This is a genomic window from Pseudomonas sp. GM48 (assembly GCF_000282335.1).
Lineage (GTDB): Bacteria > Pseudomonadota > Gammaproteobacteria > Pseudomonadales > Pseudomonadaceae > Aquipseudomonas.
The window spans coordinates 18,609-31,308 of the sequence record NZ_AKJM01000107.1 but is presented as its reverse complement, the minus strand read 5'-3'; the positions used below and the strand labels follow the sequence as shown (position 1 = coordinate 31,308).

Annotated in this window: 14 protein-coding genes; 9 read left to right on the top strand and 5 right to left on the bottom strand. The window is 61.0% G+C overall.

What is annotated here, in order from left to right:
* Positions 1-2: 2 nt before the first annotated feature.
* Together PMI28_RS10200 and PMI28_RS10205 are read right to left on the bottom strand one after the other, a co-directional pair.
* Positions 3-1,424, bottom strand: coding sequence for a sensor histidine kinase (locus tag PMI28_RS10200; RefSeq protein WP_007988769.1), 1,422 nt, complete (start codon positions 1,422-1,424; stop codon positions 3-5).
* Entirely contained in the window at positions 1,414-2,133 is a 720-nt protein-coding gene (locus PMI28_RS10205; protein ID WP_007988768.1) for a response regulator transcription factor, read from the bottom strand. Before PMI28_RS10205 ends, PMI28_RS10200 begins: the two co-directional genes overlap by 11 nt.
* 216 nt (positions 2,134-2,349) lie before the next feature.
* On the opposite strand from PMI28_RS10205, the gene PMI28_RS10210 reads away from it, so the two are divergent.
* The 4 genes from PMI28_RS10210 (at position 2,350) to PMI28_RS10225 (ending at position 7,216) form a co-directional block, all read left to right on the top strand.
* On the top strand, positions 2,350-5,103 hold the full coding sequence (locus PMI28_RS10210; RefSeq protein WP_007988767.1) for a response regulator: 2,754 nt from the start codon (positions 2,350-2,352) through the stop codon (positions 5,101-5,103).
* Between the two features lie 204 nt (positions 5,104-5,307).
* On the top strand, positions 5,308-6,300 hold the full coding sequence (locus PMI28_RS10215; protein WP_007988766.1) for a 2-hydroxyacid dehydrogenase: 993 nt from the start codon (positions 5,308-5,310) through the stop codon (positions 6,298-6,300).
* Positions 6,301-6,377: 77 nt separating this feature from the next.
* Positions 6,378-6,812, top strand: a complete 435-nt coding sequence (locus PMI28_RS10220; protein WP_007988765.1) for a hypothetical protein — start codon at positions 6,378-6,380, stop codon at positions 6,810-6,812.
* Positions 6,812-7,216 carry an META domain-containing protein gene (locus PMI28_RS10225; RefSeq protein WP_007988764.1) on the top strand — a complete coding sequence of 135 codons (405 nt, stop codon included), beginning with the start codon at positions 6,812-6,814 and terminating at the stop codon, positions 7,214-7,216. The genes PMI28_RS10220 and PMI28_RS10225 overlap by 1 nt, the downstream gene beginning before the upstream one ends.
* Positions 7,217-7,412: 196 nt before the next feature.
* On the opposite strand, the gene PMI28_RS10230 is transcribed toward PMI28_RS10225, so the two are convergent.
* Positions 7,413-7,880 carry a TlpA disulfide reductase family protein gene (locus PMI28_RS10230; protein ID WP_007988762.1) on the bottom strand — a complete coding sequence of 156 codons (468 nt, stop codon included), beginning with the start codon at positions 7,878-7,880 and terminating at the stop codon, positions 7,413-7,415.
* 114 nt (positions 7,881-7,994) lie between these two features.
* Here PMI28_RS10230 and arsC point away from each other — a divergent pair, with 114 nt between their 5' ends.
* Genes arsC through PMI28_RS10245 form a run of 3 tightly spaced genes read left to right on the top strand, consistent with a single transcriptional unit; the run spans position 7,995 to position 9,368 of the window.
* The gene (gene arsC / locus PMI28_RS10235; RefSeq protein ID WP_007988761.1) at positions 7,995-8,348 is read left to right on the top strand and encodes an arsenate reductase (glutaredoxin); all 354 of its coding nucleotides are present in this window, start codon (positions 7,995-7,997) and stop codon (positions 8,346-8,348) included.
* Positions 8,345-8,941 (top strand): NAD(P)H:quinone oxidoreductase, encoded by a 597-nt coding sequence (gene wrbA / locus PMI28_RS10240; protein ID WP_007988758.1) that lies wholly within the window; start codon positions 8,345-8,347, stop codon positions 8,939-8,941. The genes arsC and wrbA overlap by 4 nt, the downstream gene beginning before the upstream one ends.
* Position 8,942: 1 nt before the next feature.
* Entirely contained in the window at positions 8,943-9,368 is a 426-nt protein-coding gene (locus tag PMI28_RS10245) for a DUF2069 domain-containing protein (protein ID WP_007988756.1), read from the top strand.
* An 88-nt stretch (positions 9,369-9,456) separates the two neighbouring features.
* Here PMI28_RS10245 and PMI28_RS10250 read toward each other — a convergent pair whose 3' ends face one another.
* Positions 9,457-10,131 (bottom strand): DNA-3-methyladenine glycosylase I, encoded by a 675-nt coding sequence (locus tag PMI28_RS10250; RefSeq protein ID WP_007988754.1) that lies wholly within the window; start codon positions 10,129-10,131, stop codon positions 9,457-9,459.
* A 178-nt stretch (positions 10,132-10,309) separates the two neighbouring features.
* Positions 10,310-11,134: a tRNA 2-thiocytidine(32) synthetase TtcA gene (gene ttcA, locus PMI28_RS10255; protein WP_007988752.1), complete on the bottom strand. Its 825-nt coding sequence runs from the start codon at positions 11,132-11,134 to the stop codon at positions 10,310-10,312.
* Between the two features lie 283 nt (positions 11,135-11,417).
* Here ttcA and PMI28_RS10260 point away from each other — a divergent pair, with 283 nt between their 5' ends.
* On the top strand, positions 11,418-12,020 hold the full coding sequence (locus PMI28_RS10260; protein ID WP_007988750.1) for a Yip1 family protein: 603 nt from the start codon (positions 11,418-11,420) through the stop codon (positions 12,018-12,020).
* Positions 12,021-12,177: 157 nt separating this feature from the next.
* Complete coding sequence (locus PMI28_RS10265; RefSeq protein WP_007988749.1) at positions 12,178-12,672, top strand: SprT family zinc-dependent metalloprotease; 495 nt, start codon at positions 12,178-12,180, stop codon at positions 12,670-12,672.
* Positions 12,673-12,700: the final 28 nt, after the last annotated feature.

Genomic DNA, 12,700 nt, shown 5'->3' with positions numbered 1-12,700 from the left:
GATCATACGTTTTGCGGCTGAAACACGGCCAATGTGGGAGCGGGCTTGCTCGCGAAGGCGTCGGCACTGGCGCTCTCAACATCCGCCAGCAAGCGCATATTCAGGCGCAACCCGGTCCCGGTGTTCTGCGCCCAAAGCTGTCCGCCCTGACGCTGCACCGCGTTCCGGGCGATGCTCAATCCCAGCCCGAATCCACCATCCCCCGGCCGCGAACCGTCGAGTCGGGTGAACGGCAGGAAGATCCGCTCAAGATCGGCCTCCGCCACACCGCCGCCCTGATCCTCCAGCCAAAGGTGCCAGAAGTCGCCATCACGCCGTCCACCGAGACTCACGACACCACCCTTCGGCGAATGACGAATCGCATTGCGCAGTATGTTTTCCAATGCCTGGGCCAGGGTGTTGAGATGACCGCGGACCCAGCAGGATGAATCTACGGTGCATTGCAACTGCGTATCGGGCCAGCCACTTTCATAACAGGCATTTTCCGTGAGCATTTCCCACAGGGCCTGGATCTGGATGGCTTCGTCGGGCAGTCGGGTGCGCTCGGTGTCCAGCCACGCCAGTTGCAGTGTGTCCTCCACCAGGCGCTGCATGCCATCGACCTCACGGCCGATGCGTTCGCGCAATGGTTCCAGCCCCTGTTCGCTTTCACTGGCCACCCGCAGGCGACTCAAAGGCGTGCGCAATTCGTGGGACAAGTCGCGCAGCAATTGCTGCTGCAAGGCCACGGTGCTTTGCAGGCGTTCAGACATGTGATCGAACGCCCTGCCCAACTCACCCAGTTCATCCGCACGATTGGTGGTCCGGGTCGACAGCCGTACGTTCAGTTGATCGGCACGCCAGGCATTGGCCTGCGCGCGCAAGTGATTGAGCGGCACCACCAACAAGCGATACAACCCGACGCACAACAGCAAGGTGAACAACCCCGGAATCACGCCGTTGGTGATCACCCGCCAGAACAGCCGGTAATGCCCTGGCACAAAGCGCTTGGGCAGTTCGATCACCAGGCTGCCGGCGGAAGGGTCACCGGGAAACGGTATGCGCATCCACGGCCGGCCTTTCCTGTGGATGGGCCAATCGAGGCCGCGCAAAAAAGTCAGGCGTTCGACTTCCTTGTCCGTCAGCGACTGGTTGCTCAAGGACTGCAAATCAGCGCCGATGACACCGACCCAGCCTTCTTCCCGCTGATACATGCCTTGCAGCCAGTCATCGACGCCGGCGCTCTGGCGCTGTTGCCATGCTTGCTCGGCCTCGGCGGCATAGCGTGTCAGGGTGCCTCGGGCCTCATCCGAGAGGAACTGGTTGCGTTCCTCCATGTAGCGGCCCCAGGACCAACTCAGCCAGATCATCAGCAAGCAGAACGCTACCAACAGACAGGCCAGTTTCCAGAACAGCGAATGCCTGCCCGGCAAGTTACATTTCATCGGCGGCGCTCAGGATGTAACCCTTGCCCCATACCGTACGTACTTCGCGCTCGGTGTAGCCAATGGCTTTGAGCTTGCGGCGGATCTGGCTGATGTGCATGTCCAGGCTACGGTCATGGGCCGCATAGCCGCGTTGCAGCACCTGTTGATAAAGGAAGGCTTTGCTCAATACTTCGTCGGCGCTGCGATGCAGCATCTCCAGCAACCGATACTCGCTGCGGGTCAGGCCGGCAGCCTGTTCGCCATAAAAGACCTCGAAGCTTTCATCGTCGAAACGCAGGCTGTCCATCGACGGGGCCGAGACGGTGGGCGCGGGTCGGCGGTCGAGTGCCACCCGCCGCAGAATCGCTTCGATGCGCACCCGCAACTCCACCATGCTGAAGGGCTTTGGCAGGTAATCATCGGCCCCCAGACGAAAGCCGCTGATGCGATCGGCCTCGGCACCGAGGGCCGACATCAGCAACACCGGGGTGGAATGGCTCTGGCGCAATTGGGTCAGTACCGCCAGGCCATCCATGCCCGGCAGCAGAATATCCATCAGCACCACGTCGAAAGGCTGCCGGCGGGCAATGTCCAGGCCTTCCTGGCCATTCTGGCACCAGGTTACCTGGAAGCCGCTGCGGTCCAGATGCTCATGAACGTAGGCTCCGAGCACAAGGTCGTCTTCGATGGAGAGGATTCGGGGGAAGCCGGCAGTGATGGGAGTCATGACTATCTGCAAATAATTCTCAGTTGTGACGATTATTCAAGATTGCCTCGCCAGGGGCAACCCACGGTTTGTCCGTATCGCCAATGAGTCGCCCGGGCCGACGAATGGCCGCACCATTTTTACCAGGATTGCCCGCGAGCAAATCGCTACACTGCGCAAGTGGTGCATGGCGGATGCATGTGCCGGTCGATAAATAGCGGGATGCAGGAGAGATGCGTGCTCAAGAAACTGGGAATCAAAGGCCGCGTGCTGTTGCTGACCCTGTTGCCAACCAGCCTGATGGCGTTGGTGCTGGGAGGTTATTTTACCTGGATGCAACAGGCTGACCTGCAAACCCAACTCATGCAGCGCGGCGAAATGATCGCCGAGCAGTTGGCTCCACTGGCAGCGCCAGCCATGGGCCATCAGGACAACGAACTACTGGAACGCATCGCCACCCAGGCCCTGGAACAAACCGACGTACGAGCCGTGACCTTCCTGGCTCCCGACCGCACGCTGCTGGCCCACGCCGGCCCGACCATGCTCAATCAGACGCCCTCCGGCGGCGGCGCGCAAATGCTGCGCCGCAGCGGCAGCGATGCGACCCGCTATCTGCTGCCGGTATTCGGCAAACACCGCAACCTGGCCGGGGACGTGATTCCCGAAGAAGCCGACCTCCTGCTGGGCTGGGTCGAACTTGAACTGTCCCATAACAGCATGCTGTTGCGTGGTTACCGCAGCCTGTTCGCCAGCCTGATGTTGATCAGTGCGGGACTGATCGGTGCGGCACTGCTGGCCTTGCGCATGGGCCGCACGATCAATCGGCCGTTGAGCCAGATCAAACAAGCCGTGGCTCAACTCAAGGACGGCCATCTGGAAACCCGCTTGCCGCCCCTCGGCAGCCAGGAACTGGATGAGCTTGCTTCCGGCATCAACCGCATGGCCGGCACCCTGCAAAACGCGCAGGAAGAATTGCAGCACAGCATCGACCAGGCCACCGAAGACGTGCGCCAGAATCTGGAAACCATCGAGATCCAGAACATCGAGCTGGACCTGGCGCGCAAGGAGGCCCTGGAAGCCAGCCGGATCAAGTCCGAATTCCTGGCCAACATGAGCCATGAAATCCGCACGCCGCTCAATGGCATTCTCGGCTTCACCCACCTGTTGCAAAAAAGCGAGCTCACCCCGCGCCAGCTCGACTACCTGGGCACCATCGAAAAATCCGCCGACAGCCTGCTGGGCATCATCAACGAGATTCTCGACTTTTCGAAAATCGAGGCGGGCAAACTGGTGCTCGACCACATTCCGTTCAACCTGCGCGACCTGATACAGGACACCCTGACCATCCTCGCCCCGGCCGCCCACGCCAAGCAGCTGGAGCTGGTGAGCCTGGTGTATCGGGACACGCCGCTGTCACTGGTGGGCGACCCGCTGCGACTCAAGCAGATCCTGACGAACCTGGTAAGCAACGCGATCAAGTTCACCCGCGAAGGCACCATCGCCGCCCGTGCCATGCTCGAAGAAGAACACGAAGACACTGTGCAATTGCGCATCAGCATTCAGGACACCGGTATCGGCCTCTCGAACCAGGACGTGCGGGCGCTGTTCCAGGCCTTCAGCCAGGCCGACAACTCGCTGTCGCGGCAACCCGGCGGCACCGGCCTGGGCCTGGTGATTTCCAAGCGCCTGATCGAACAGATGGGTGGCGAGATCGGCGTCGACAGCACGCCGGGGGAAGGTTCGGAATTCTGGATCAGCCTGAGCCTGCCGAAAGCCCGCGACGATGCCGAAGACTTGCCCGCCGCGCCCTTGCTCGGGCGTCGGGTGGCGGTGCTGGAAAACCACGAACTGGCCCGGCAGGCGTTGCAGCATCAATTGCAAGATTGCGGCCTCGAAACCACGCCGTTCAATACCCTGGAAAGCCTGACCAATGGCGTCACCGCCGCCCACCAGACCGATCAGGCAATCGACCTCGCCGTGCTCGGCATCACCAGCAACGACATGCCTCCGGAACGCCTCAACCAGCACATCTGGGACCTCGAGCATCTTGGCTGCAAGGTGTTGGTGCTGTGCCCGACCACGGAACAGACGCTGTTCCATCTTTCCGTGCCTAACCCCCACAGCCAGCTCCAGGCGAAACCGGCCTGCACCCGCAAGCTGCGACGTTCCCTGTCTGACCTGGTCAACCCGCGCCCGATGCGCAGCGAGCCGAGTGAGCCGGTTTCCAGCCGTGCGCCGAAGGTGCTGTGCGTCGACGACAATCCGGCCAACCTGATGCTGGTGCAGACCCTGCTCGAAGACATGGGCGCCAAGGTGCTCGCGGTGGAAAGCGGTTATGCCGCCGTCAAGGCGGTGCAGAACGAGGCATTCGATCTGGTGTTGATGGACGTGCAGATGCCCGGCATGGACGGCCGCCAAAGCACCGAGGCGATCCGCCAGTGGGAAAGCGAACGGCATTGCACGCCGCTGCCGATCGTGGCCCTCACCGCCCACGCCATGGCCAACGAAAAACGCGCGCTGCTGCAAAGCGGCATGGACGACTACCTGACCAAACCGATCAGCGAACGGCAATTGGCGCAGGTGGTGCTGAAGTGGAGCGGCCTGGCGCTGAACAACCACAGACCGGAGCGCTCCAGCGATATGCATGGCGGCGCTCATGACCTGTTAGTGCTCGACCACGAGGAAGGATTGCGCCTGGCCGCCGGCAAGGCAGATCTGGCGGCGGACATGCTGGCGATGCTGCTGGCGTCACTGGAGGCCGACCGCGAAGCCATCCGCTTCGCTCAGCAAAGCAACGACCACAACGCCCTGATCGAACGGGTCCATCGCCTGCATGGCGCGACACGTTACTGCGGCGTACCGCAATTGCGTGCAGCCTGCCAACGCAGCGAAACCCTGCTCAAGCAACAGGACCCGAAAGCCAGCATTGCACTGGAAGAACTCGACCGGGCGATCAATCGCCTGGCAGCCCAGGCGCGCACGAATGCTTGATGCAGCGCAACCCTGCCAGGCTGCATGAAAGCTAATGTAGCTAATGTAGCAGCTGCCGAAGGCTGCGTTCGGCGGCGAAGCCGTCGTAAGACAAGCCGCCGCAGTTCTGCAGGTTAGCCGCGGATACGGGTTTTGCGACGGCGAAGCCGCCGAACGCAGGCTTCGCCAGCTGCTACAGAAAGCTTTAACTCTCAGGGGGACAGCATGCGTACGATTCTTTTCAGCAGCCAGACCTACGACCGCGACAGTTTTCTCGCTGCCGAGCTGCCCGCCGGTATCGAGCTGCATTTTCAAGCGGCGCGACTGAGCCTGGATACGGCGGCACTGGCGGAACATCACGAGGTGGTCTGCGCCTTTATCAACGATGATCTCGGCGCCCCGGTGCTCGAACGCCTGGCCGCAGGCGGCACACGCCTGATCGCCCTGCGCTCGGCCGGGTACAACCATGTCGACTTGCCGACGGCCAAGCGCCTGGGACTGGCCGTCGTGCGCGTCCCCGCCTATTCGCCCCACGCGGTTGCCGAACACGCGGTGGCGTTGATCCTCGCGCTCAACCGCCGCTTGCACCGCGCCTATAACCGCACCCGTGAAGGCGATTTCAGCCTGCATGGGCTGACTGGTTTCGATTTGGTGGGCAAGACCGTCGGCGTGGTCGGTACCGGGCAGATTGGCGCCACCTTCGCCAGGATCATGAACGGTTTTGGCTGCCAGTTACTGGCCTATGACCCCTACCCCAACCCGCAGGTCGAAGCTTTCGGCGCGCGCTATATGAGCCTGCCGCAACTGCTGGCCGAATCGCAGATCATCAGCCTGCACTGCCCGCTCAACGAGCAGAGCAAGCACTTGATCAACCGCGAATCACTGGCGCACATGCAACCGGGCGCGATGCTGATCAATACCGGACGTGGCGGCCTGGTGGACACCCCGGCGCTGATCGATGCCTTGAAAGACGGTCGCCTGGGTTACCTGGGGCTGGATGTGTATGAGGAAGAAGCGCAGTTGTTCTTCGAGGACCGCTCCGACCTGCCACTGCAGGATGATGTGCTGGCACGGCTGCTGACCTTCCCCAACGTGATCGTCACCGCGCACCAGGCGTTCCTGACCCGCGAAGCACTGGATGCGATTGCCGCCACCACGTTGCGCAACATTGCAGCCTGGATGGCAGGCACACCGGAAAATCAGGTGACGGGAGACTGAAACGGATCGAAGGTCATCTGCCTGCGCGATGCGGCGTGCAAGCCCGTGCTAGCATATCGCGCATATTTGGAGGACCCATGGTCGAACACGATTTCCGCTACAGCCTGATGAACCCGCAACACACCCTCACCGAATGCCGCGCCCTGGTGCCGGGGCGTTATCAAGTCACCGGCAACGGTGGCTCGATTCGCAACAACGACGTGCTGGTCGTGACCCTCAAGGGTGCCAAGGACTTGTCCATGCGCCTGACCGTCGAAACGGTTCGCCACCTGATCAACCCGCCTGGCCAATGGGTCGCGGTGGCCAGTGGCCCGGTGTTCGGCGAACTGGCCATTCACACCTGGCAAGTGAACTGTGACAGCTGCGCCAAAGAGCTGAGCTTCGAGTTCGCCGTCGATGCCAAGCTGGGCAACAAGGCCGAAAAACCTGCCGCCACCGCGCGGATTGCCGAGCTGGGCTGGACCACCGTCGGCGAAAAACACCTGTGCCCGAAATGCCAGGAGCCTGCGTGATGAAACGCCTCGCTCTGACCGCCACGGTCAGCGCCAGCCTGCTGGGCTGCGCCGCCGAGCCGGTGCAACTGCAACAGAACCGCAGCTACATTCTGGAATGGATCGGTGAGCGGCCGTTGATGGACTACAGCCACCTGACCATCACCCTCGACGAGGATGGCCGGGCCTACGGCAGTGGTGGTTGCAACCACTGGTTCGCGCCGTACACCCTGGAAGGCAACAAGCTGACCTTCGGCAAAATTGGCAGCACCCGCAAACTGTGCGCGCCGGCGCTGATGGAACAGGAAAAACGCTTCCTCCAGGCACTGGAAAATGTCCAGCACTGGGACGTCTCCCCGATCGAGCAGATACGCTTCTGGCCAGCCGAAGGCAAGCCGCTGCGCTGGTGGCTTGAGGAGGGTTGATCGCCCTCAATGTCAGCTGGGTGAAACCTGTGGCGAGGGGCTTTTGTGGCGAGGGGGCTTGCCCCCGTTCGGCTGCGTAGCAGTCGCAAACCGGCGGACACGATGAATCCGATTAAACGTAGTGGCTGGGATTAGGGCTGCTTCGCAGCCCAACGGGGGCAAGCCCCCTCGCCACAAAAGCGTCCTTGGCCACAAATCAGTTTTTAGCCTGCAACGCCTCAAGCTTCGCCAGCACCCCCGCCGCCGTCTGCTCACCCATCAACTGCTCACGCACCTTGCCCTTGTTATCGATGATGTACGTCACCGGCAACGCCTCGCTGCGCGGCAGCTCGAACAGTTCGGAAGGGTCCTGGGCCAGCACCGTGAACCTGATCCCCAGTTTCTCGCTCGCGCCCTTCAGCTCCTGCCCCTGGACGTTGTCGAAGTTGACCCCGAACACAGCGATTTTCTTGTCCTTGAGCTGCTCGGCCAAAGTGTTCAACTCCGGAATCTCGGTACGGCACGGTCCGCACCACTCCGCCCAGTAGTTGAGCACCAGCCATTTGCCGTCCAGTCGGTCGGCGGCGACTTTCTGACCATTCTGATCGATGCCATAGTCAATACCGCAGCCCCCCAGCATCAACGTTCCGATGATCGCCAATGCCGCTGCCAGTCGCCTTGTCATGTCGTTTTCCTTGTCAAAAATTGAATGCGCCTGCGACCCATCGCCTCTCACGGTTCTGGATTGCGCGCTGCACAGTTAGAATAGCCGCCACCTTACGCAAGATGCGACCCGCTCATGACCGATCTGACGCTTTATCACAACCCGCGCTGCTCGAAATCCCGCGGTGCGCTCGAACTGCTTGAAGCCCGTGGCCTGACGCCGACCGTGGTCCGTTACCTGGAAACCCCGCTGGACGCCACGCAAATCCAGAGCCTGCTGGGCAAACTCGGAATCAGCGCCCGGCAATTGCTGCGCACTGGCGAGGACGAGTACAAAGCTCTCAATCTGGCCGACAGCAGCCTGAGCGAAGCGCAATTGATCGCCGCCATCGCCGCCCACCCGAAACTGATGGAGCGACCGATTCTTGAACTCGGCGACAAAGCCATCATCGGCCGCCCACCGGAGCAGATCCTGGAACTGTTGCCATGAGTGCGCCGTACATTCTGGTTCTGTACTACAGCCGCAGCGGCTCGACCAACGAAATGGCCCGGCAGATTGCCCGTGGTGTCGAACAGGCCGGGCTTGAGGCCCGCCTGCGCACGGTGCCGGCGATTTCCACCGAGTGCGAAGCCGTTGCGCCGGAAATTCCCGACGAAGGTGCGCTGTATGCCAGCCTCGACGACCTGAAGAACTGCGCCGGCCTGGCGCTCGGCAGCCCGACCCGCTTCGGCAACATGGCGGCGCCGCTCAAGTACTTTCTCGATGGCACCAGCAACCTGTGGCTGACCGGCGCTTTGGTCGGTAAACCGGCCGGTGTGTTCACCTCCACGGCAAGCCTGCACGGCGGCCAGGAAACCACGCTGCTGTCGATGATGTTGCCGTTGTTGCACCACGGCATGCTGATCACCGGCCTGCCGTACAGCGAATCGGCACTGCTGGAAACCCAGGGTGGCGGCACGCCATACGGCGCCAGCCACCACGCCGGTGCTGATGGCAAAAGCGGCCTGGACGCCCATGAAGTGGCGCTGTGCCGGGCACTCGGCATGCGCCTGGCCAAGACTGCGCAGAAACTGGAGAGCTGAGGTGGCCAAGAAGCCGAAGATCCTGCCCGCCCTCGAATGGCTCGAACCACGCGTCAAGGCAATGCGCGCCATCAGCCTGCTGTGCTTTTTCGGTCTGGTGGGGCTGCTTTGCGTTTACTACCTGGCGATCGCCGATCTGCATGGGGCACGCCCTTGGGTGATCCTGTTGATCGAGCTGGTGCCACTGCTGATTTTGGCGCCGGGGATGATCGTCGGCAGCCCTCGCGGGCATTCGTGGATGTGCTTTGTGGTGAACCTGTTTTTCATCAAGGGCGCATTGGCTGCCTATGACCCGAACCGGCAAATCTTCGGCTTGCTGGAGATGGGCGCGAGCCTGGCGGTGTTCTGCTCGGCGCTGTTGTATGTGCGCTGGCGGTACCAGTTGAACCGTAAGCTGGCTGGCGAGGGTGAGATTTCCGTCGCCTGATACATCGCCTTCGCGAGCAAGCCCGCTCCCACAGGGTTCACGCGGTCCTTGTGGGAGCGGGCTTGCTCGCGAAGGGGGCGACGCGGTCTCAATGATTGACGGTATAAGCCAGCATCATCGAAATCTGGCTCATCGGCCGCCCGCCACTTTCCTCATGCCACTGGTTGAACACGTCCTGCACCAACGCCAGGTCGCGCAAACTGCTCGGCACCTTGTCGATGATCTCCTGCGCATTCAGCGCCGCCACCACGTCGTAGCTCGGTACAAAGGTGTCCTTGCCGATCATGCGCAAGAAGCGCGGGGCTGACAGGCCGCCCAACTGATGTCCGCGTTTTTTCAGGAAGGTCCAGAGCCCGACGATATCGGTCACCGGCCAGTCGGCGATCAGCGCACCGAAGCTGCCCTTTTCATGGGCCACGTCCAATATGAACTGCGCATTGCGCGGCACACTCTTGAGCTTGCCCAGGTGACGAATGATCCGCGTGTCCTGCATCAGGCGCTCAAGGTGCTCGGCGCTCATCAACACGACTTTTTCCGGGTCGAACTTGAAGAACACTTCTTCGAAAGCCGGCCACTTGGCATCCACCAGGCTGTGTTTGAGTCCGGCGCGGAATACCCGTAGCGCCATCATCGAGAGGTAACGATCGTCGCTGATCTTGCGCAGTTGCGCCGGAGTTTTGGGAACGGGCAGATGGGCTTCCAGTTCAGCCGCCGAACCGAAGCGGTTCAGACAGTACTCATTAAGCCACTTGTAATCGCGCATGCCCTCTCCTGAGGATTGAAACGAAAAACAAAGTGGGAGCGGGCTTGTGGCGAGGGGGCTTGCCCCCGTTTGAGTGCGTAGCACTCACAAGATCTTTGCTACATCAGACATCTTGGGGCCGCTTCGCAGCCCAACGGGGGCAAGCCCCCTCGCCACAGGCCCGCTCCCACAGTTTTGATCAGAGGTTGACCACGTTGACGAAGCGCGAAGCCGCGCTTTCGTCGATCTTGAGGCTGGTGAAGTCGAACAGGTTGCGGTCCGCCAGTTGCGACGGAATCACGTTCTGCAGACTGCGGAAAATACTCTCGGTACGGCCCGGAGTCTTGCGCTCCCAGTCCAGCAGCATTTCCTTGACCACCTGGCGCTGCAGGTTTTCCTGGGAACCACAGAGGTTGCACGGAATGATCGGGAACTGTTTGAGATCCGAGTAAGCCTGGATGTCTTTTTCGTTGCAGTAGGCCAGCGGGCGGATCACCACGTTGCGGCCATCGTCGGCACGCAGTTTGGGCGGCATGGCCTTGAGCGAACCGTTGAAGAACATGTTCAGGAAGAACGTTTCGACGATGTCGTCGCGATGGTGACCGAGGGCCATCTTGGTTGCGCCGATTTCGTCGGCGAAGGTGTAGAGCGTGCCGCGACGCAGGCGCGAGCACAGCGAGCATGTGGTCTTGCCTTCCGGGATCAGTTCCTTGACCACCGAGTAAGTGTCTTTCTCGACGATGTGGTACTCGATGCCCAGCTCTTTGAGATAAGCCGGCAGCACGTGCTCCGGGAAGCCGGGCTGCTTCTGGTCCATGTTCACGGCCACGATCTCGAACTTGATCGGCGCGACCTTCTGCAAATGCATCAACACGTCGAGCATGGTGTAGCTGTCCTTGCCACCGGACAGGCAGACCATGACCTTGTCGCCGTCTTCGATCATATTGAAATCGGCGACCGCCTCTCCGGCCTGTCGGCGAAGGCGCTTTTGCAGTTTGTTCTGGTTGACCGTGAGAGTGCCCATGACGCGAAATCCGTGAGGTGTGACGAAAGGCCCGCATTTTACGCAAAAACGCTTCAGGGGCGAAGTGCCTCGCCACAGGTGTCACACCGCACAGACCCGACGGCGATTAACAATTGTGTTTACAGCGCGATTTGCTCTAATGCCCCTACTCCCTCTGGGGAAACTCCTCCCTATACTGCGACATAAGGTCGCATATTATCTTCAGACCTATGACTTGCCTGGCCGCATTGGCCCGTAGGCGCTCCACTGGGGGGCGACGGTAAAACAAAGAGGAGTGACTGGCATGATCCATCACGTAGTGGGGCTCTTCACCCACCCTGACCAAGAATGGAAAGAAATCCGTGGCGACCAAGAGGAAAGTATCAGCCACATGTACCTGACCCATACGCTGATCCTGGCGGCGATCCCTGCCGTGTCTGCCTTTATTGGCACCACACAGGTCGGCTGGGTCATCGGCAATCGGCCTCCCGTGATGCTGACCGTAGAAAGCGCGATATGGATGACGGTCATGTCGTACCTGGCGATGCTCGGTGGTGTCGCGGTAATGGGCGCATTCATCCACTGGATGGCCCGCACCTATGACGCCAACCCAAGCCTTGCCCGCTGCATTGCGTTTGCAACCTACACCGCTACACCGCTGTTCATCGGCGGCCTTGCCGCCTTGTACCCGCACTTGTGGCTGGGGATGATCGTCGGCACCGCAGCCATCTGCTACACGGTGTACTTGCTGTATGTGGGCTTACCGACATTCATGAACATTCCATCAGACGAGGGCTTCCTGTTTTCAAGTTCAGTGCTCGCCGTAGGCCTGGTGGTGCTGGTCGCCATCATGGCGTTCACTGTGATTGTCTGGGGACTCGGCGTGGGGCCGGTCTACACCAGTTAACCGTTCATCACTGAAAATCAGAACTGCCGACAAAGGCCGCCGCAAGGCGGCCTTTTGATTCTTCGGTAACAAAAAGGCACACGACCATTCGGCAACCTGGCGATTCGCAAGGCCCGAGGGTTGCGGCATACTCGAGCGCTCTGGAGATCCATCAAGCATGCCCGAGCAACTCAATACCCGCGTCGAAGACTGTTTCCAACTCGCCGAATCCTTTTTCAAACGATCTTTCAAGCGCCCCGTGGTGAGCCTCAAGCTGCGCGGGCAAAAAGCCGGTGTCGCGCATTTGCACGAGAACCTGCTGCGCTTCAACCCGCAGCTGTACCGGGAAAACACCGAAGATTTCCTCAAGCAGACCGTGGCCCATGAAGTCGCGCACCTGATCGCCCATCAACTGTTCGGCGACCGCATCCAGCCCCATGGTGAAGAGTGGCAATTGATCATGCGCGGCGTGTACGAACTGCCGCCTAACCGCTGCCACACCTATGACGTCAAACGCCGCAGCGTGACCCGCTACATCTACAAGTGCCCGTGCGCCGACAGCGACTTCCCGTTCTCGGCCCAGCGCCACAGCCTGGTGCGGCAAGGGCGGCGGTATTTGTGCCGGCGCTGTCGCCATACCTTGGTGTTCAGTGGGGAGATGCGGGTCGAGTAGTTGTTTTTTTGGTGACTGCACTGGCCTC

Excerpts from the sequence above, each read along its gene's own strand:
- PMI28_RS10215 (WP_007988766.1), top strand. The coding sequence starts at position 5,308 with ATGCGTACGATTCTTTTCAGCAGCCAGACCTACGACCGCGACAGTTTT.
- PMI28_RS10225 (WP_007988764.1), top strand. The coding sequence starts at position 6,812 with ATGAAACGCCTCGCTCTGACCGCCACGGTCAGCGCCAGCCTGCTGGGC.
- arsC (WP_007988761.1), top strand. The coding sequence starts at position 7,995 with ATGACCGATCTGACGCTTTATCACAACCCGCGCTGCTCGAAATCCCGC.
- wrbA (WP_007988758.1), top strand. The coding sequence starts at position 8,345 with ATGAGTGCGCCGTACATTCTGGTTCTGTACTACAGCCGCAGCGGCTCG.
- ttcA (WP_007988752.1), bottom strand. The coding sequence starts at position 11,134 with ATGGGCACTCTCACGGTCAACCAGAACAAACTGCAAAAGCGCCTTCGC.
- PMI28_RS10260 (WP_007988750.1), top strand. The coding sequence starts at position 11,418 with ATGATCCATCACGTAGTGGGGCTCTTCACCCACCCTGACCAAGAATGG.
- PMI28_RS10200 (WP_007988769.1), bottom strand. The coding sequence starts at position 1,424 with ATGAAATGTAACTTGCCGGGCAGGCATTCGCTGTTCTGGAAACTGGCC.
- PMI28_RS10265 (WP_007988749.1), top strand. The coding sequence starts at position 12,178 with ATGCCCGAGCAACTCAATACCCGCGTCGAAGACTGTTTCCAACTCGCC.
- PMI28_RS10230 (WP_007988762.1), bottom strand. The coding sequence starts at position 7,880 with ATGACAAGGCGACTGGCAGCGGCATTGGCGATCATCGGAACGTTGATG.
- PMI28_RS10205 (WP_007988768.1), bottom strand. The coding sequence starts at position 2,133 with ATGACTCCCATCACTGCCGGCTTCCCCCGAATCCTCTCCATCGAAGAC.
- PMI28_RS10250 (WP_007988754.1), bottom strand. The coding sequence starts at position 10,131 with ATGCGCGATTACAAGTGGCTTAATGAGTACTGTCTGAACCGCTTCGGT.
- PMI28_RS10220 (WP_007988765.1), top strand. The coding sequence starts at position 6,378 with ATGGTCGAACACGATTTCCGCTACAGCCTGATGAACCCGCAACACACC.